Below are 18695 nucleotides of genomic sequence, written 5' to 3'. Positions count from 1 at the left end.
GCCGGCTGGCGGCGGACCGGGCGGAGAGCGGGGGAGTGCGCAGCCGTGCCGGTCCCCGGGGGTCCTGTTCGACGGCCACACGAGTGTGGCCGTCGTGTCGGGGGCGCCCGACGGGATCGTCGCCGTCGACGAAGAGGGCGTCATCCGGCTCTGCAATCCGGCCGCCGCCGAGCTGTTCGGCCGCCCGGCGACGGAACTCGTCGGCGCTCCCTTCGGATTCCCGGTCGTCGCCGAAGAAGCCGCCGAGATCGACCTCGTCCTGCCGTCGGGCGCGGCACGCGTGGTCGACATGCGGGTGACGGCGACGAACGCGGCCGGGGAACGCCTCCACATCGCGACGCTGCGGGACGTCACCGAGCGGCGCTCCGCGGAACGCGAGCTGGAGGCGGCGCTGGAACGCCAGGACGCCGTGGTCGCCGTAGCCGCCCACGAACTCCGCGGTCCCCTCGCCGCGATCAGCGTGCTCGCGCACACGCTCCGGGACGCCGGCGCGAGACTCACCGAGGAGCAGAGAACGGACATCGCGGAGCGCGTCATCGAGAGAACGGAGCGGCTGCAGACCCTCGTACGCAGACGGCTGACCGCGGCGAGGATCGACGCGAGGGCCACTCATGTCGCTCCGCAGCCCGTGCCCGTCCTCGAGTTCGTCCTCGAGCGACTCGCCGAGCTGGGCGAACACGCCGCACAGGTCGATGTGTCCTGCCCTCCCGGTGCGGTGGCGTACGTGGACCGAGGGGACTTCCGGGAGATGCTGGTCAACTACCTGGAGAACGCCTTCACCTACGGACGCCCGCCGGTCGGGATACACGTCACGGAGCCGGCCGCTCACCTCGAGGTCCGCGTGCGGGACCACGGGCCCGGCGTGCCCCCCGACTTCGTTCCCCGCCTGTTCCGGCGCTTCAGTCGTGCCCCCGATGCCGTCCGGAACGCGGAGGGCACCGGGCTGGGCCTGTGGATCGTCCGCGCTCTCGCCCGGGCCGGCGGCGGGGACGCCTGGTACGAGCCCGTCGCGGCGGAGGGCGGTGCCGCGTTCTGTCTGCGACTGCGGCGCGGACCACCGGTTCAGGAGCCGCCCGAGGAGGGCCGGCTCACTCCGCGAAGCGACGAGGGCAGCGGGCGGTGCTGAGCTGTCACAGGGCCGTCCCGCCCTGGCCATGGGCCGGGACAAGGGGAAGGATGCCAGAGGGCAGCCGCACTCACCACGGGAGCGAGCCATGACGGACAGCGAGCGGGCCGGCAGCGGCGCCTCGATCCGGGTCTTCCTGCTGGACGATCACGAGGTGGTACGGCGCGGGGTGCACGATCTGCTGGCTGACGAACCGGACATCGCCGTGGTCGGTGAGGCGGCCACGGCCGAGCAGGCACTGGTGCGTGTCCCCGCTCTGCGGCCGGACGTGGCGGTCCTGGACGTCCGGCTGCCGGACGGCGACGGCGTGACCGTCTGCCGGGAACTGCGCTCGCGCATGCCGGGCCTGGCCTGCCTGATGCTGACCTCGTTCGACGACGAGGAGGCACTGCTGGACTCGATCATGGCGGGTGCCTCCGGGTACGTCCTGAAGCAGATCCAGGGCTCCGATCTGGTCTCGGCGGTGCGGACCGTGGCGCGCGGCCAGTCGCTGCTGGACGCGAGCACCACCACGAAGCTCCTGGCGCGGCTGCGGGACGAGGGGCGGCAGCCGGAGAGGGAGGACGACGCCCTGCCCGGGCTGACCGAGCGGGAGCGGGAGATCCTGGTCCTGATCGGGGAGGGACTGACCAACCGCCAGATCGGCCAGCGGCTGTACCTGGCCGAGAAGACCGTGAAGAATCACATCTCCCGCCTGCTCGCCAAGCTCGGCGTGCGGCGGCGCGTCCAGGCCGCCGTCATCGCCACCCAGGTCCAGGAGCGGTCACGGGGCGACGGCCGCTGACGCCGTACTCATCCCCGCACCACCGCCACCGGGCTGTGCGCGTGGTGCAGCACGGTGTGGCTGACCGAGCCGAGCAGGAGCCCGGTGAACCCGCCGTGCCCCCGGGAGCCGACGACGGTGAGCCGGGCGGACCTGCTCGCCTCGATCAGCGCCTGGCGCGTGGGGCCGTGTACGGCCTTGTGCTCCACCTTCACGTCCGGGTACTGCTCGCAGGTGCCCGCCAGGGCCTCGGCCAGCAGTCGCTCCTCCGCGGCGGCCAGCGCGCCGGGCCGGTTCGCGTAGGGCAGGGCCGGGTCCTGCGGAGGCGGCATGGGAGCGTTCCACGTGGTCCACGCGTGCACGGCCACCACATCGGCACCGTGCAGGGCGGCCTCGTCCAGGGCGAAGCGTACGGCCGCGGCGCCGGCCGGAGATCCGTCCACGCCGAGCACGATCGGCCCGGCGGGGTCGGCCCGCTCGCGCACGACCAGCACGGGGCACCGCCCGTGGGCGGCCAGTCCGGTCGCGGTCGAGCCCAGCAGCGGGACCCCGAGCCCGCCCAGGCCCCTGCTGCCCACGACGACGAGGTCCGCCGTCCGCGACTCGGCCCGCAGCACGGGCACCGGTCCTCCCGGCAGCACCACGCCGAAGACGTCGACGTCCGGCACGAGCGCCCGCGCCGCACGCACCGCGTCCTCCACCAGACGGCCCGCCACCGTGCGCAGTCGCATCCGGGTCGCTTCCGGCAGCGTCGCGCCCAGCGGCAGGTGCGCCGACGGCCGGGCGAGGGCGTGCACCACCCGGAGGGTGGCTTTCCGGTACGCGGCCTCGCGTGCCGCGTACGCCACGGCGTCCAGGCTCGATGCGGAGCCGTCCACTCCGACGACCACCGAGCCGCTCATGGTGCCCATGGCTCCTCCTCTCGTGCCACGGCCGCGCGACCGCGAGGGGTGCCCGTCCAGGCCGTGTCACGCCCGGTGCGGTGCGCCGAGCCGTCGACGCCGGCCCGGACCACCTCGTGCGGGCGCGCCGACGGTTCCCCCGTACCAGGGTCGACGGCGTTCGAAGCCGATGGCCAGGGCCGAACGGGCCGTCGTACGGGACGGTCGGCCACCCGCCTCCGGGTCAGCCGCCCGCCCGCCCCCACTGCGATCCCACCTCCTGCCGTTCCGCCTCCCATGCGCGGCGCCGGCGCCGGTCGAGAACGACACGTGCCGTGCGGTATCCGCCGGCCGCCGTTCCGGCGACCCCGAGGGATGCCGTGGCGCCCATGGTGGCGGCCTGGAACCCCGCCTGGGCCGGGGTCTTGGGTTCTAGTGGCCGGGGCTTGCTCCGGTCCTGCCGGTCGGTCCACACGACGACCCGCTCGCGGGCTTTCGTTCCGGCGTCGACCCGGGCCCTGCCCGTGTGCCGGGTGCCGTCCGCATCCGTCCAGCGGACGGTGACGAAGACCCGGTCGCCCGCCGGCACCGAAGGCCCGCATCACCGATTCGGCGGGTGCGGGAGACCTGGGCCGTTCCCGCGTGCGCAAGGGCCTGAAGGCACCTTGTCGGGCCTCGTCCGGCTCGTAGTCTGGCCGCAGGAGCGAGACGTGGCCGCCGGGCCGTGCGTCCGGCCGCGCGAGGACTTCTGCCGCCGACCGGCCCGAGGACCTCGCCGCCGCCCGCCGTGGTCCTGCCCGTACGTCCGGACGTGTCCGGAGAGGAGCCGTCATGAGCGGTCCGGTCCTGTGGGGAGCGAACGGTGCGCCGACGGGTCCCCGTACGGAGCGGCCCGCGGGGCAGCGGGCCGCGGAGCTCCCCGACGCCTGCCGGATGCCCCCGGAACGCGTGGCGGACCGGCTCGGTGTCACCCCGGGCGCCGGACTGACCGGGAGTCAGGTCCGCGAACGGCTCGCGGCCCACGGACCGAACCGCATGGCCGAACCGGCCCGGCGGCCGGAATGGCTGAGGTTCCTGGACCAGTTCCGTAACTGGCTCATCGGCATCCTGCTGCTGGCCGCCGTCGTCGCGGGCGCGCTCGGCGATGTCAAGGACGCCGTCGTGATCACCGTGGTGCTGCAGATCAACGCCGTCCTCGGTTACCTCCAGGAGCGGCGGGCGGAACGCAGCCTGGAGGCGCTGCGGCGGATGCTGGTGCCCATTACGAGGGTGCGCCGTGGCGGCGTCGAGCAGGCCGTCGAGGCGGAGGCGCTGGTTCCGGGCGACGTGGTGCTGCTGGAGGCGGGCGACCGCGTACCGGCCGACGGGCGGCTGGTCGTCGCGGAGTCGGTCGAGGTGGCCGAGGCGGCGCTGACGGGCGAGTCCCAGCCCGTCGCCAAGAGCACGGCCCCGGTCGACCCCGACGGGACCGCCCAGGTGCCGCTGGCCGAACGCACCAGCATGCTGTTCATGAACACCGCCCTGACCCGGGGCCGCGCCGAGATGGTCGTCACGGCCACCGGCATGCGCACCGAACTCGGGACCATCGCCGAGGCACTGCGCACCGGGGCGGAACCGGCGAGCCCGCTCCAGATCCAGCTGGACAGCCTGGGGCGGCGGCTGGCGGCGGTGAGCGGGATCGCGGTCGTGGCGTACGCACTGGTCGCGCTGGTCCGCGGCGAGTCGCTGCCGGACATCGCGCTGCGGGCGGTGGCCCTGGCCGTGGCGGCGATCCCCGAGGGACTGCCCGCCGTGCTCGCCGTCACCCTGGCACTCGGGGTGTACCGCATGGCCCGCCGGGGAGCCGTCGTCAAACGCCTGGCCGCGGTGGAGTCGCTCGGCTCGGCGACGGTCGTCTGCAGCGACAAGACCGGCACGCTCACCCTGGACCAGATGACCGCGCGGTCGGTGTGGGCCGCCGGGCGGCTGTACGACGTGACGGGCGAGGGGTACGGGACGGCGGGCACCATCCGTGCACCGCGTGCGTCCTGTGCGGTCGAAGCCCGGCAGGCGGTGGACGAACGTGCGGTGCGTGAGGCGCTGCTGCCCTTCGCGCTGTGCAACGACGCGCGCCTGAACGGCGGCGATGACGGCGACGACAGCGGCTTCGTCGGAGACCCCACCGAGGCCGCGCTGGTGGTGCTGGCGGTCAAAGCCGGGCTGGACGCGGACCGGCTGCGGGCAGAGCGGCCCCGGGTCGGTGAGATCCCCTTCGACTCATCCGCCAAGTACATGGCCACCTTCCACAGTGAACCCGGCGGCCGGGTCCGGGTGTACGTCAAGGGAGCGGTGGACGTCCTGCTGGACCTGTGCGCCGACATCCTCACCGAGGACGGTGTCCGCCGCCTCGACGACCGGAGCAGGAACGACGTCCTCGCCGTGACCGGACGCCTGGCCGGATCGGGCCTGCGGGTCCTGGGCGCGGCCACCGCCGTCCTGGACGGCCTGGACGGCACCCCGGCCGGATACGCGCCGGGCTCGCTGCCGGGACTGACGCTGTCGGCGGTCGCCGGGCTCGCCGACCCGCCGCGTCCGCAGGCCCGGCAGGCGCTGGCGCTGTGCCGCACGGCGGGGGTGACCGTCAAGATGATCACCGGTGACCACGCGGACACCGCGGCGGCCGTCGCACGGGAACTCGGCATCCGGGGCGATGCCGTCGCCGGTGCCGAGCTGGACCGTATGACGGAGGAACAGCTCGCCGCACGCATCGACGGGATAGGCGTGTTCGCGCGCGTCGCCCCGGAGCACAAGGTCGCGATCGTACGGGCGCTGTCGAGCCGGGGCCACATCGTCGCCATGACCGGCGACGGCGTCAACGACGCCCCCGCGCTGCGGGCCGCCCACATCGGCGTGGCCATGGGCGTCACCGGCACGGACGTGGCCAAGGAAGCCGCCGACATGGTCCTCACCGACGACGACTTCTCCACCATCGTCCGGGCGGTGCGCGAGGGGCGCGCGATCTACGGCAACATCGTCAAGTTCGTCCGCTTCCAGCTCGCCACCAACGCCGGCGCCATCCTGACCCTGCTGGGCTCCTCGCTGGCCGGCCTGCCCGCTCCGCTCACCGCGGCCCAGCTGCTCTGGATCAACATCATCATGGACGGGCCGCCCGCCATGGCCCTGGCCGTCGATCCCGCCCGTGACGACGTGATGCGCCGCCCGCCGCGTGATCCGGGCGAACGCATCCTGAACGCCCGCCGCCTGCTCGCCATCGGCCGGGCCGGCGCCGTCATGGCCGTGGGCACGGTGACCCTGCTGGCCCTGGCCCGGCCCCGCGTCGGCACGGACACCGCGGTGACGATGGCGTTCACCACCTTCGTGCTGTTCCAGCTGTTCAACGCCCTCAACGCCCGCGCGGACGGCGGGCCTCCGCTGGGCCGGTACCAGTTCCGCAACCGGACCCTGTGGCTGTGCCTGGCCGGAGTCCTGGCCGTGCAGGTCGTCGCCGTCCAGGTCCCCTGGGCACAGACCGTCTTCGGAACCGTGCCGCTCGACCCCTCGCAGTGGGCCGTGTGCCTCGGTGTCGCCTCCACCGTCCTGTTCGTCGAGGCGGCCCTGGCCGGGCGGTCGGTCCGCTGAACGCGTCGGCCGGGCGCCGCGGCCCACCCCCGGAAGGGGTGGGCCGCGGGGGTCACACGCGTACTCATATGGCCGGTCATCGCGCTCGGTACGGGGGACGGCCACTACCGGTGGTACCGGTGGTAGTCCTCGTCGTCGTGCTTGCCCATGTAGTGCCGTTCCTCGACGAACTCACGTTCACCGGGGCGCAGCACCGCGCCCGGTGTGGCCATGAAGGCGACGAGTCCGAGGACCCCCGCCAGCATGAGGACGAAGCCGACGACGAACGAGGTGTAGCCGAACACCAGGCAGGCGCCCACCACTATCGCGCCGATCAGCATCATGGGGATCATGACTGCCTCCTTCCCTGTGCCGCGCGGAGCACGAAGACCCGGCCGACCCGGTCCACGCGGACGCGGGCCGTGCGGATGGTGCGGCGTGAGCCGCACCCGGAGACCGGAGGGGAGGGCGGACGGGTGAAGAAGAGCCGCGGCCGCTGATCCGCCCGGACATCTCCTGGCGGTGACGGGCGCTCCTCCCCGTCATGGCCGCCGGGACCGGCCCACCGAACACGGACGGCGGTGCGGATGCCCGACACGAACCGCCCTGACGGTTCCTGAGTGGTGGTCACGGCGGCCTCCCTCCGAGAAGCCTTCGCTCCCAGCATCGGGTGGACCGCCCCGCGGGCCCATGGGCTGACCGGGACCCGAGGACGGGCCGAGCGGCCCTCGCCGCCCGCCGGCCCGGGCCGGACCTCCGGCGGGACGTGTGGTCGCCCTGGCCGCCCGGCCGCGACGACACCCCGTTACGCCATGGGACGAGCGGAACAGTACGGTCACGTCCGGGCCGGACCCGCCAGCTGGATGATGTCGTCGGTAGCCACGTCGTGCAGCCGGACGGCGAGATCCTCCAGCGCGCGGCCGGCGGCGAGTTCGTCGCCGATCTCGGGAACGGGCCGGTCGACGGGGTTGCGCCGGGCCGTGCCCCTGCCGGTGAGGGTCGAGGTGTCGCGGGTGGAGAGTACGGCACGTGCGTGCGTCTCGTCCCCGTCCTCGGTGAGGTAGATCTGCACGGTCCACTGCTTGGCTTCCATAGCGATCACCTTCCTACGGGCGTACGGGGAATGTGTCCGTCGTCCCCACCCTGCGCCCGCCACCCACGCCCGCGCCAGAGCCGAACGGCCCCCGCGACGCCGGGGAATCCGGCGCGAGGCCCTTCGGCCGGCCCGCTCGCCCCGCTCGCCCCGCTCCACCGCCCCTGCCGACTCTCCGGCTTGCCGGCTCCCCGGCTCACGGCGCGAGGCTGAAGTAGCCTTCCTCCTCCTGCGTGAAATGCAGCCGGAGCACCGTGTACAGCCCGTACAGGCAGGCCCGCAGGTCCTCGAGCTGCTCCGGCGCCGGCACGCCGTCGGCCTCGGCCCCGGCGAGCGTCAGGTGGGTGGCGATCCGTCGGGCGAGCCGTTCGATCTCGGCGTGGGCGCGGCTCATCGTGGCGGTCGCCTCCGGGCCGCCGAGCGCGGACGCCAGCGCCGATACAGCTGGTGTTCCTCGGCGTCCTCGTGCGGCAGCAGCCGTTCGGCCAGCAACCGGTGCACCTCGCGTACCGCCGCCAGGGCCTGCGTGCCGGCACCCTCGTCGTCGGCCTCGGGAGTTCCGTCGGGCGTGACGCCTGCGATCTCTGGCGCGTGCGCCCCTCGCCGTCACGCACCGCCGTCACGTCCCCGTACTGCCCAGCGCCTGCGGACCGCGTCCTCGTGCTCGTTCTGTTCCAGCGCGAGATCGGCGCGGGCCAGGGCCGCCTCCAGCCGGGGGATCCAGTGGCGCTGCAGGGCCCGTACGCGCCGGCGGCCTCGGCCCGACGGCGCGGGCGGCCGCACGGGCGGCGGCGTACTCGGCGACGCCCCGTACGGCCTCGGCGTAGGCGGCCTCGGTGTGCACGAGGGAGGTGTTCGGGGGCGCGGGCGCGGCCGGGTCACGCTCCGGCACCGTGCAGGACGCCGACCCGGGGTGCCGTACGCCCATCGTGGACGTCCAGGCGAACTCCACCTCCGCGGGACCCGGAGGTATGAGCGTGTCCAGCGCCTCCTTCCCGCCGAGGAGCAGCCCGCGCCACAGCCACGTCTCCGCCTCCCGCAGCGCCCGGTGCCAGCGCTCCCGTGCGGTGCTCTCGGTGCGCAGCAGCGTCTCGTGACTGGCGCGCAGGATGCGCGGCTTCCGGTCGAGCAGGTCCGCGCCGCGCAGCGCGGCGTCCAGGCTGCGGCGCAGCCTCATCCGGCCGGCGCGTCCGAGCGGGATGCGTACGTCCGCCATGGGATCACCCGTCCTCCGCCGCGCCGTGGGCGTCGAGGAACCTGGCGGGCAGCATGGCGAGCTGGCTGCGCGGCAGGGTGAGCAGCACCTGCCAGGCGCGTTCCAGGGTCTGTTCCAGGGTGCGTGACTCGTCCTGCCGCTGGTCCACCAGGCCACGGGCGAACGCCGCGTCGAAGTCGAGGTAGGGGTGGTCGGCGGCGCCGAGCGCGGACTGCCCGACGAGCTCGGCCAGTTCCCTGACCTGCCGGGCCCGGGCCAGGGCCGCGAGCAGTTGGGCGGCGACGTCGAGGTGGTCGTCGCGGGTGCGGCCGGGACCGGCGCCCCGGCGCATCAGGCGGGACAGTGAGGACAGCGCGTCCACCGGCGGGCAGACGCCCATGGCGTGCAGCTCGCGGGAGAGCACGATCTGCCCCTCCGTGATGTACCCGGTCAGGTCCGGCACCGGGTGCGTGATGTCGCCCGCGGGCATGGTCAGCAACGCCAGCACGGTGACGGACCCCGCGAGGCCCCGGACGCGCCCGCACCGCTCGTAGAGGGAGGCCAGGTCGCTGTAGAGGTAACCGGGGTGGGCGCGGCGGGCGGGGATCCCGCCGCGGGCCGCGGACACCTCGCGCGGGGCCTCGGCGTAGCTCGTCATGTCCGTCATCACGACGAGCACGTGGCGGCCCTCCCCGAAGGCCAGCCGTTCGGCGACGGTCAGCGCGACGCGCGGGGTGAGGAGGCGCTCGATCACCGGATCGTCCGCGGTGTTGGGCAGGAGCACCAGCTCACCCGCGGCGGACCGCTCCTCCAGCGCGTCCCGCACGAAGGCGGCGTCCGCACGGGTCACGCCCATGGCGGCGGAGACGACACAGAACGCCTCCCCGCCGGCCGTCGACCGGGCCGCGATCTGCGTGGCCAGCTCCAGGTGCGGCAGGCCGGCCACCGAGAACACCGGCAGTTTCTGGCCGCGTACGAGTGTGGTGAGTGCGTCGATGGCGCTGATCCCGGTCAGTACGGGTTCCGACGGGGGTTCGCGGCGCACGGGGTTGACGGGGTTGACGGGGTTGCCGACGACCGCCGAGGAGGCCGTGCCGAAGACGGGGCCTGGTCGACCATGGTGTCGCGGCCGCGACAGGCGGGCGTCGTCGATACCGTCGTCACAGTGCGGGGCCCATGGGGAGCAGCCGGCTCGCGAGAGCACCGTCGGGCGTGGCCGCCGGCGGCCTGCCGCGCTCCGGCGCCGGGTTCTCCGCGATACGGTCCACGGTGGCTTCGACGTCCGCCGGCGTCAGGGGCGGCAGCGGACAGCCCGCTGGAACGACCGTCCGCGAAGGCCGTTGCGGTGCTGCTGCCGAGCCGTCGGCCGACGGCGGCCGTCGCCCCTGCCGCCGGACGGCTGTCCTCGCCCACGCGGCTGAGGAGCGCGCGGCACATGTGTGTCAGGCGTCCGTTCGATCGCCGTCGCGCCCGGTATGACAGTTGCCGCACACACCGGTGAGTTCGAGGGTGTGATCCATGTTGTGGAACCCGGTGACACGCGCCACCTCGACCGCCCACTGTTCGACCTCCTCGGAGTCCACGGCGAGACTGAGGCCGCATCGCCGGCACAGGAGGTAGTGCTTGTGGCCGTCGGCGGGGCGTGGCCGGTAGAGGCGTTCGCCGTCGCTGTCGCGGACCACGTCGACCTGGCCCGACGTCTCCAGCAGGTGGAGCGTGCGGTAGACGGTGGTCAGGCCGACCTCGACACCGTCCGCCGTGAGCGCCGCGTGCAGGGTCTGGGCGGAGGTGAAGCCGTCGCAAGCGGTCAGCGCCTGCAGAACGGCGGCCCGTTGCGGGGTGGGGCGCCACGCGCCGCGGGTCGTTCCGTGCATGCGTGTGCCTCCGTGGCGGTGGGGCGGCCGGGACGGCTGAACGCGCTCGACCGCCCCGGGTCCGGTTACACGGCCGCTGTCAGGAGCGAGGTTCCCTGTTCGTCCTCGTGCGCGCGAACTTCTCCGGTGTCCCAGCCGGGGAAGGGGTCGGTCGTGGGTGCCGGCTCTCCCACGGCCATGAGGCAGTCGGCCAGGGCGGCACGGAGACGGTCCGCCCGCAGGCCGACACCAATGAAGACCAGCTCCTGGGCGTGCGGTGCGTCGGCATCGCGGGTCCCGGAGGGTTCGAAACGGGCGACGGAACCGGCCTGGGACCACAGGCCGGTCACGCCGTCGCGGCCGGCCAGGGTGAAGAAGCCCTTGGAGCGCAGGACCCGGCCGTAGGCGCCGCTGTCCATGTCCTGGGTGACGAAGTCCCAGAGCCGTTCCGGGTGGAAGGGCGCCGCCGACCGGAAGACGAGGGAGGAGATGCCGTACTCCTCGGTCTCCGGGACGTGGTCGCCGTTCAGCTCCTGCACCCAGCCCGGTGCCTGCTGGGCGCGTTCCAGGTCGAAGCGTCCGGTTGCCAGGATGTCGCGGGCGTCGATGCGGCCGTGCACCGAGGTGACCAGCCGGGCCTGCGGGTTGAGCCGGGTCAGCACCCCACGCAGCCGGTCCGCGTCGGCGTCGTCGACCAGGTCCAGCTTGTTGAGCACCAGCACGTCGGCGAACTCCACCTGGTCGACCAGCAGGTCGCTCACGGTTCGCTCGTCGTCCTCGTAAGGGGCGAGTCCGCGCTCCGCCAGGTCGTCCCCGGTGCCGAGCTCTGCCAGGAAGTTGGCCGCGTCGACGACGGTGACCATGGTGTCGAGGCGCGCCACATCGTCCAGGGTCGCGCCGTCGTCGCGGGCGAACGCGAACGTGGCCGCCACCGGCATCGGCTCGGAGATGCCGCTGGACTCGATGAGCAGGTAGTCGAAGCGGCCCTCACGGGCGAGCCGGTCGACCTCTTCCAGCAGGTCGTCCCGCAGTGTGCAGCAGATGCAGCCGTTGGTCATCTCCACCAGCCGCTCCTCGGTCCGGGACAGCGCGGCATCGCCGCCGCGCACCAGCGCGGCATCGATGTTGACTTCGCTCATGTCATTGACGATCACCGCCACGCGCAGGCCTTCGCGGTTGGTGAGGACGTGGTTGAGCAGCGTTGTCTTCCCGGCACCGAGGAAGCCCGACAGTACGGTGACGGGAAGGCGTCGCGACGGCATTCCTCAGCCCTCCGGGCGCAGCAGGCCGCGCCGGTAGGCGGTGACGAGGTGCTGCGGGACCCGGTGGGTCACCCCGTCGACCGTCACGGGCACCAGGTCCGGCGCGCTCGTTTTCCACCGGGCGCGACGGTGACGGGTGTTGCTGCGGGACATCCTGCGCTTGGGAACGGCCATGGGACGGGTCCTTCCGTGAGGGGGTGAGGGAACGGTGAGCGGGGACTACGGAAGCCGAAGGAGGCTGAGCCGGTACTCCCCGACCTGCGGCAGACGCTTTCCGGCCGGGCCGGAGAGCATGTCCCGGTAGGCGCCGGGCAGGTGGTCGCTCAGGGGCGACGGCAGTTCGGTGATGCGGCACGAGGCGAGAACCTCGGTCCCCGGGTGCCATGCGGCGATCTCGGCGGGGCCGGTGCACGCCCATCGCATGCGGGCCTCGACCTTGCCGAGCGCGTCGTGCTCGTCCTGGGCATCGACGATGCCGGCACCGGCCGTGTCCAGGGCCGGCAAGGAACCCGGGAACCGTTCGGCCACGACGTCGACGACGCCGCGGACCTCGTCCTCGGTGAGGAACGGCAGGACGGCCTCGGCGGCGAAGAAGTACGGGGCCTTCGACCCGGAGGCGACCATGTCGCTCCAGGCCCGGTCGGTCACGGGGGCAGCGATCGTCGTCCGGCGCGGAGTGTCGGTGAAGAAGTCGCGCCGTAGGTCGACGACGTCGGGCAGATCCAGCTCGAACCAGCGCGCCCGGCCGTTGTCGGTCCGCTCGTAGCGGGTGTTCAGTCCCGTGCCGAGTTCCACCACCGTCCCTTCGGGGTGGCCGGTGAGGAAGTCCGACACCCACTGGTCGAACAGGGCGGTGCGCAGGACCGAGCCCACCAGGCTCGGTGAGTCGTCGAAGCGGGAGAAGTCGTAGTCGACCGAGGCGACGATCTCCTCGGCTCGAGGATCGCGCAGTGCGGGCTCCGGCTTGCGGTTCTCCACCGCGCGTCCGTACAGGGGTATCAGCAGGGTCTCCTGGACCGTGCCCAAGGGCACCTCGGGCCGTGCCGTCATGGCTGCCTCCAGTGAGTGAGACCATAACGCTACATGAAAACGGTGTTCATTACGAGTAGGCCGTGCTCAACCCGCCCTGCACGCCGGCGAGCGGGTGCCTGTGGGCGCGCGGAGCGGTCCGTGTGCCGGGCCGGCTGCCGGATGCGGGCGTGTGCCGACGTGGTGAGGACCCGGTCGGGCCGGCCCTGTTCCGGAGGCGCCCGTCCCGGAGCAGGACTGTCGGGGGTGTCCCGGATGCGTGGACACCGCCGGCCCGAACGCGCCGTCACCGGCCCACCGGATCACCGTCGGCGCCGTCGCTCCGCATGCGCAGCATCACGTGGCCGCCGTGGTGCAGCGGCGTACCCAACCGCAGACGGGTCGCCTCGTGGCCCGACTCCGCGTCGACGATGTGCACTTCACCGTGGCCACCGCGGGTGACGGCGACCCAGTCGGAGCCCGGTGAGGCGCCCACCGCTCGTCGTTGGACTCCCTCCCAGGGGGTGCCGCCGCGACGTGGAGCGCCGTCCATGGCGGGCAGGGGGGTGCGGCGGACGGTGTCGTCGGGATCCAGGAGGATCAGTTCGTCGCCGTCGGGATGGATGCGGGTGAAGGCGGTGTGGCGGCGGGCGGTGGCCAGCCGGAAGACCAGGCCGGGACCGAGCTCCGTGCGGTGCGTGCGGCCTGTCCCGAGGTCATGGCGCCATGCCTGGTTGGTCCATTCCGGCCACCGCAGCGGGTCCGGAGCACCACCGCGCAGCGTGCTCCACAGCACCCGCCGACGGGTGTCGAGGCGCAGGTACCAGCCCCGGGCGGGCGATCCCCATGGGATCACCGTCTCGGCGACAAGCGCGTCACCCTTCCGCCGGGCCCGGTGCACCCCCGCGCCCGTGGCGGCGAACACGTGTCCCGAGTGGGGTTCCTGGGCGTCCCCGTGTCCGTCGCCGGGCAGCGGCAGGATGGCGTGTGGCGGCACCGGAGGGCAGCCGGGCGGTGCCGCAAGGAGGTCTGCGAACCGGTGGACGGCCAGCGCGCCGGGTTCCCGGTGCCGCAGCACGACCAGCGGATCGCCGCCGCCCAGCACCGTGACGCCCGGTTCGCCGACACGTGTGCGCACCCTGGCGGCTTCTCCCGTGGCCAGGTCGATCACGGTCAGCAGGTCCGACCACGGCGCGGTGTTCCTGCCCACGCCGGTGGTGACGGCCAGCCGGCGGCCGGACGGGTCGCAGGCGAGGTGCTCGGCCGGTACGGCGACCGGCACCGCGAGTCGTACGAGCTCGTCGCCGAAGGGATCGAGCACCAGGAGTTCTCCCCGGCGCTCGTCGACGCAGGCCACCCGTCCTCCCGGCAGCGCCAGGAATCCGGCGTGCTCCGAGAGATGACGACCGGTGAGGCGGGTGATGACGGTGCCGTCCGGCACGGTCAGCACATGTACGGATCCCTCCACGTGGTCGGAGACGAGCAGTACGGGAGCGGCAGCGGGCATGGAGTCCTCCAGAGAGCAGCCGACATGCTGAAAATGGTTATCATGTATCTTCGGTGCGTCCCGAGTCCCTGAGAAGAAGCGAGGGCACCGATGCTGCGCTCACCGTCGAGATTCGTCCGCGGTTGGATCACCGCGGCAATGGTGGGTTCCGTCCTGGTCGGCTGTGGTTCGTCATCCGATGAACCCACCGGAGACAAGGCCGAGCCCGCTGCCAGGACCGACGTCACCGTCGAACCCATCAGGGCGGCGACGGAGTTGACCGACACGAACGGTGCCAAGATCTCGCTGAAGAAGGAACCGGAGCGGATCGTCTGTCTGTTCGCGCTCTGCGACGACATCCTGACCGAACTGGGCATCGTCCCGACGGCCACCAACAGCACGCTGCTCGCCCACCCCGGCTTCCTGGGGGAGGAGAAGGCGAGGAAGGTCGACGTCGTCCCCGGCGGGTTCATCGCCCCGGAGGTGGAGGCGATCCTCTCCCACAAGCCCGATCTCGTGATCGGCCTGGGGGACACCCACGGCAAGCTGGCTCCGGCGCTGAAGGACGCCACCACGTTCTGGGCCATGCAGCCCGAGACGTGGGAGGACAGCGTGGGCTACCTGCGCGATGCCGCCGCGCTCACCGGCCGTACCGCCGAGGGGGAGAAGGCCGAGAAGAACTTCCGGACCAAGCTCGCCGAGGCCGAGAAGACCCCGAGCGACAGGACCGCGCTCATCATCTACGGCAGTGACGAGAACTTCGGCGTCGCCACCCCGGAGGGGGACGTGACCGCCAGCCTGTTCCCCAAGATCGCCGACTACCCCTGGAAGTCCCGGGGTGTGGAGGGCAGTTACAGCCTCGAGGAAATCCTCGCCCAGGGCGTGGACGTGCTGTTCGTCGAGACGATGAGCTTCGGCGACGCGGACGGCAAGCTCTCGGAGAAGCTGGCGAAGAACCCCCTCTGGAGCAAGATCCCGGCGGTGCGGAACGGCGACGTCCACGAGGTGAACTCAGAAGTGTGGGCCAAGGGGCGTGGTACCCGTTCGCTGGGCATCGTCCTCGACGAGGCCACGGCCGCGCTGCGGTGAAAGCGCTCTTCTCGGCGCCCGCCGCGGCAGACGGCACGGTGGGTGCCCGGCGGCCCGCACGTCGTGCACGAGGGTGGCAATCGCTCTTGGTCGTCGCGCTGTTGACCGTGTCGTCCATGTGCGCCCTGAGCCTCGGTACCCCCTACGTCCCGCCGCACCGGCTCGCCGGTGCGGCACTGGACGGGGACACCACGCTCGCCGGGATCGTCGTCACCGAACTCCGCGTCCCCCGCCTGGTGCTGGCCCTCGTCGCCGGCGCCTGTCTGGGGGCGGCGGGACTTGTGCTCCAAGAAGCGCTCCGCAATCCCCTGGCGGTGCCGGAGATGCTGGGTGTGTCGTCCGGGGCCGCGCTGGGGGTGGCCGCGCCGCTGGTGCTGACGCTGTCGCTGCCCGCCGTCGTCCAGCCCTTCCTGGCCATCGGCGGTGCCGCGCTCGGCGGCGGACTCACGCTGCTCGCCGCCGGGCTGGGCCGCAGCCCGTCCGCCGTGCTGCTGACCGGCGCCGCGGTCGCGGCCGCGTTGCAGGCCGCGCTGCTCGTGCTGATGGTCATGGCCGACCAGCTCGACCTCCAGCTGATCTACCGCTACCTGCTCGGCTCCCTCTCCGCCCGGACCTGGGACGACGTCGCGGGCCTGTGGCCGTGGCTGCTCGTCGCGGCACCCGCCCTCGTGCTGTGCGCGCCGGTGCTCTCGGTGATGCGGCTGGGCGACGAGGACGCCGAGGCGCTGGGCATACGTGCCCAGCGGGCCCGGCTGGCCGCGCTGGCCATCGCCGTGGTGCTGATCGCGCCCGTGACGGCGGTGTGCGGGCCCGTGGCGTGGGTGGGCTTCCTCGCCCCGCACCTGGCCCGGTGGTTCAGCCCCGCTGCGGGGGCGGTGCGGTGGCTGCCCTGGTCCGCAGCGTGGGGTGCCGTCGTCGTCACCGCCGCCGATGTGCCGGCCCGGCTGGCGCTGGCGCCGGTGGAGACGCCGGTCGGAGCCTGGACGGCCCTGCTGGGTGTACCGGCCGGGGTCGCCCTGATGAGGTCGGGCGGCCGCCGCCGCGGCCTCGGCCGAGTCCGGCGCGGGACGGCGGGTTCCGCCGAGGTGCGTACGGCGGCGCGGAGTGCGCGGGCCATGCCCTCCGGCTCCGCGGACGAAGCTCTGCACGACGTGGCACCACAGAACTCTCGTCGGGACGGGCCCGGGGGCGGCGGCCCCAGCGGAATCGCCCGCGCCCCCGGTGAAGCAACCGAAACGGAGGACGCGCGGTGAGCCGGCGTTTCGCGGCGCTCGCGGCACTGGCCGTCGTCTGCGCCGGGGTGGAACTGGTGGCAGGGCGCGGCATGTCCCCGGCCGTGACCTGGGACGTCCTGGGCGGTGGCGGTGACACGACGGAACGTCACATTCTTCTGCAACTGCGCCTGCCCAGGCTGCTGGTGGCCGTCGGAGCGGGCGCGTGCCTCGCCGTGGCGGGGCTGGTCCTGCAGTCCGCGCTGCGCAATCCCCTGGCCGGGCCCGAGGTGACGGGCGTGACGCCGGGGGCGGTTCTCGGGGCTGTCACCGCGACAGCCCTGGGACTCGCGGGGTGGGACTCGCCCCTGGCCGTCGTCCTCGCCGCCTGCGTGGGCGGCTGCGCCGGAGCGGCGCTGCTGTGGCTGCTCGCCGGCCGCGGTGGTGGCGATGCCGCGCAGACCGCCGTGCACGGGGTGCTGGTGTCGGCGGTGCTCGGCGGACTCACCGCCATGGTGCTCCTCGTGGAACCGGGCGAACTCGGCAGCGTCGTCCAGTGGCTCGTCGGCACCACCGAGGGGCGCGTGTGGCATCACTGGCACCTGCTGTGGCCGTGGGCGCTGGCCTGGGGTGCCGCGGCCTGGCTGCTGGCCGGGCCGCTGACCCTGCTGCGCTGCGGGGACGACATCGCCCTCGCCGCCGGCCTCTCCGCCCGGCGGGCCCGGACCCTCGCTCTCCTGTGCGCGGTGGCACTGACGGCGGGCGCGGTGGCCGCCGTCGGGGCGCTGGGCTTCGTGGGGTTGCTGGCCCCGCATCTGGCCGTCGCCCTCTTCGGCGCGGACCTGCGCGCGAGCCTTCCCGGCGCCGCTCTGGTGGGTGCGGTCGTGGTGTGCGGGGCGGACGCCGCGGCGCAGCTGTTCTCGCGGCTGCTGGCGGAGGTGCTGGACGCCGGCCGGCTCACGCTGCCGGTCGGGGCGCTCACCGCCTGCCTCGGTGCCGCGCTGCTGTTGGTCGTCGTGCGCCGCACGCCGAGCCGTACGTTCTGAAGTGCGACGGAGGACGAGACATGACCGAGTCCATGGGGATCCACGTCGAGGGGGTCCAGTTCGGCTACCCCGCGCGCCCCGTGCTGAGGGGCGTCGACATGACCGTCCGGCCGGGCGAACTGACCGCCCTCATCGGCCTCAACGGCTGCGGCAAGTCGACCCTGCTGCGGCTGGCCGCCGGGCTGCTGCGACCGGACCGGGGGCGCGTGCTGCTCGGTGAGGACGACCTCGCCCGGCTCTCCCGGCGCGCCACGGCGCGCCGGGTGGCGCTGCTGCACCAGTCCGCGCTCGCCGTACCGGGTATGACGGTGCGTCAGCTGGTGCGGCAGGGGCGGTACGCGGCACGGGGCCCGCTGGGCATGCTGCGCGAGGCCGACGACCCCGTCGTGCGGCGGGCGCTGCGCGACGTCGGGGTGGAGCGATGGGCCGACCGCGACGTCGACGCGCTGTCCGGCGGCGAGCGGCAGCGGGTGCGGCTCGCGATGGCGCTGGCCCAGGACACCCGCGTCCTGCTGCTCGACGAGCCGACCACCTATCTGGACCTGCACCACCAGCTCGACGTGCTGCAGACGGTGGTCCGGCTGCGCGAGGAGCGCGGGCTCACCGTGGTGATGGTGCTGCACGACCTGGCCCACGCGGCCCGTTTCGCCGAGCGGATCGTCGGGCTTCGGGACGGCCGTGTGGTGGCCGACGGGACGCCGAAGGAGGTCGTCACGCCGGGGCTGCTGGCCGACGTGCTGAAGGTGGCGGGCCGGGTCGGCCGGGACCCGGAGGGCGGATGGCCGGTGTGTTACCCAGATCACCCCCTCGCCGATCTAGAATATGAAAATCAGATTCATTAGTGTGGCGCTGCGGCGCTCACCCGAACGCCGCGTCTCCCCGATGAAAAAGGAGAGTTCATGGACAACGAGCAGGTCTTCGCGCCGATCGCCGACCCGGGCCAGCTGGCCCACGACTCGGCCTCCCACTCCAACGCGCTCGTCGAGAACCCCTTCGAGGACACCGAGGAGTAGGCGAGGGCCCAGCACTCCGACCGTGGGCCCGCCCGTTGTCTTCCGGGCGGGTCCACGCCCGTCCCACGTCCT

At 73.4% G+C, this 18695-nt stretch carries 19 protein-coding genes and 1 pseudogene; 8 read left to right on the top strand and 12 right to left on the bottom strand.

Features of this window, described 5'->3' with window-relative positions; genetic code table 11:
• The first annotated feature begins 94 nt into the window (after nt 1-94).
• Together IEZ04_RS16870 and IEZ04_RS16865 are read left to right on the top strand one after the other, a co-directional pair.
• Nucleotides 95-1126 carry a PAS domain-containing sensor histidine kinase gene (locus IEZ04_RS16870; RefSeq protein WP_189217683.1) on the top strand — a complete coding sequence of 344 codons (1032 nt, stop codon included), beginning with the start codon at nt 95-97 and terminating at the stop codon, nt 1124-1126.
• A gap of 88 nt (nt 1127-1214) precedes the next feature.
• A complete protein-coding gene (locus IEZ04_RS16865; protein ID WP_189217682.1) occupies nt 1215-1910 on the top strand; it encodes a response regulator in 696 nt (231 codons plus the stop codon).
• A gap of 8 nt (nt 1911-1918) precedes the next feature.
• Here IEZ04_RS16865 and IEZ04_RS16860 read toward each other — a convergent pair whose 3' ends face one another.
• Together IEZ04_RS16860 and IEZ04_RS16855 are read right to left on the bottom strand one after the other, a co-directional pair.
• A complete protein-coding gene (locus tag IEZ04_RS16860) occupies nt 1919-2791 on the bottom strand; it encodes a universal stress protein (protein ID WP_189217730.1) in 873 nt (290 codons plus the stop codon).
• A 223-nt stretch (nt 2792-3014) separates the two neighbouring features.
• On the bottom strand, nt 3015-3359 hold the full coding sequence (locus tag IEZ04_RS16855; protein WP_189217681.1) for an Rv1733c family protein: 345 nt from the start codon (nt 3357-3359) through the stop codon (nt 3015-3017).
• 242 nt (nt 3360-3601) lie between these two features.
• Between IEZ04_RS16855 and IEZ04_RS16850 the strand changes: the two genes are divergently transcribed.
• Entirely contained in the window at nt 3602-6388 is a 2787-nt protein-coding gene (locus IEZ04_RS16850) for a cation-translocating P-type ATPase (protein ID WP_229821079.1), read from the top strand.
• 104 nt (nt 6389-6492) lie between these two features.
• Here the strand turns inward: IEZ04_RS16850 and IEZ04_RS16845 are convergent, their stop codons facing one another.
• From IEZ04_RS16845 to IEZ04_RS16800, 10 genes and pseudogenes are all read right to left on the bottom strand, one after another.
• Entirely contained in the window at nt 6493-6720 is a 228-nt protein-coding gene (locus tag IEZ04_RS16845; RefSeq protein ID WP_189217680.1) for a hypothetical protein, read from the bottom strand.
• 482 nt (nt 6721-7202) lie between these two features.
• Nucleotides 7203-7460: a DUF1876 domain-containing protein gene (locus IEZ04_RS16840; RefSeq protein ID WP_189217679.1), complete on the bottom strand. Its 258-nt coding sequence runs from the start codon at nt 7458-7460 to the stop codon at nt 7203-7205.
• A gap of 196 nt (nt 7461-7656) precedes the next feature.
• Nucleotides 7657-7991: pseudogene (locus IEZ04_RS16835) on the bottom strand (hemerythrin domain-containing protein); the annotation flags it as partial.
• An 88-nt stretch (nt 7992-8079) separates the two neighbouring features.
• A complete protein-coding gene (locus tag IEZ04_RS16830; RefSeq protein ID WP_229821078.1) occupies nt 8080-8676 on the bottom strand; it encodes a V-type ATP synthase subunit D in 597 nt (198 codons plus the stop codon).
• 4 nt (nt 8677-8680) lie between these two features.
• Nucleotides 8681-9859 (bottom strand): V-type ATP synthase subunit B, encoded by a 1179-nt coding sequence (locus tag IEZ04_RS16825; protein WP_268245670.1) that lies wholly within the window; start codon nt 9857-9859, stop codon nt 8681-8683.
• 238 nt (nt 9860-10097) lie between these two features.
• Nucleotides 10098-10529 (bottom strand): Fur family transcriptional regulator, encoded by a 432-nt coding sequence (locus IEZ04_RS16820; RefSeq protein ID WP_189217678.1) that lies wholly within the window; start codon nt 10527-10529, stop codon nt 10098-10100.
• A gap of 65 nt (nt 10530-10594) precedes the next feature.
• Nucleotides 10595-11770, bottom strand: coding sequence for a GTP-binding protein (locus tag IEZ04_RS16815; RefSeq protein ID WP_189217677.1), 1176 nt, complete (start codon nt 11768-11770; stop codon nt 10595-10597).
• Between the two features lie 3 nt (nt 11771-11773).
• Nucleotides 11774-11944 (bottom strand): 50S ribosomal protein L32, encoded by a 171-nt coding sequence (gene rpmF, locus IEZ04_RS16810; protein ID WP_189217676.1) that lies wholly within the window; start codon nt 11942-11944, stop codon nt 11774-11776.
• A gap of 45 nt (nt 11945-11989) precedes the next feature.
• On the bottom strand, nt 11990-12820 hold the full coding sequence (locus IEZ04_RS16805; protein WP_229821076.1) for a class I SAM-dependent methyltransferase: 831 nt from the start codon (nt 12818-12820) through the stop codon (nt 11990-11992).
• A gap of 265 nt (nt 12821-13085) precedes the next feature.
• A complete protein-coding gene (locus tag IEZ04_RS16800; protein ID WP_189217675.1) occupies nt 13086-14285 on the bottom strand; it encodes a YncE family protein in 1200 nt (399 codons plus the stop codon).
• A gap of 138 nt (nt 14286-14423) precedes the next feature.
• On the opposite strand from IEZ04_RS16800, the gene IEZ04_RS16795 reads away from it, so the two are divergent.
• The 5 genes from IEZ04_RS16795 to amiA all read left to right on the top strand — a co-directional run bounded on the left by IEZ04_RS16795 (nt 14424) and on the right by amiA (nt 18623).
• Complete coding sequence (locus IEZ04_RS16795; RefSeq protein WP_373296323.1) at nt 14424-15353, top strand: ABC transporter substrate-binding protein; 930 nt, start codon at nt 14424-14426, stop codon at nt 15351-15353.
• 116 nt (nt 15354-15469) lie between these two features.
• Nucleotides 15470-16606, top strand: a complete 1137-nt coding sequence (locus IEZ04_RS16790; protein ID WP_229821075.1) for a FecCD family ABC transporter permease — start codon at nt 15470-15472, stop codon at nt 16604-16606.
• Entirely contained in the window at nt 16603-17610 is a 1008-nt protein-coding gene (locus IEZ04_RS16785; protein ID WP_189217673.1) for a FecCD family ABC transporter permease, read from the top strand. Before IEZ04_RS16790 ends, IEZ04_RS16785 begins: the two co-directional genes overlap by 4 nt.
• Nucleotides 17611-17630: 20 nt before the next feature.
• Complete coding sequence (locus IEZ04_RS16780) at nt 17631-18452, top strand: ABC transporter ATP-binding protein (protein ID WP_189217672.1); 822 nt, start codon at nt 17631-17633, stop codon at nt 18450-18452.
• Nucleotides 18453-18509: 57 nt separating this feature from the next.
• Complete coding sequence (gene amiA / locus IEZ04_RS35605) at nt 18510-18623, top strand: streptamidine family RiPP (protein ID WP_241270818.1); 114 nt, start codon at nt 18510-18512, stop codon at nt 18621-18623.
• Nucleotides 18624-18695: the final 72 nt, after the last annotated feature.

Source organism: Streptomyces ruber, from assembly GCF_014648075.1.
In the GTDB taxonomy this organism is placed as follows: domain Bacteria; phylum Actinomycetota; class Actinomycetes; order Streptomycetales; family Streptomycetaceae; genus Streptomyces; species Streptomyces ruber.
This window is presented reverse-complemented; position numbering and strand designations above follow the sequence as displayed.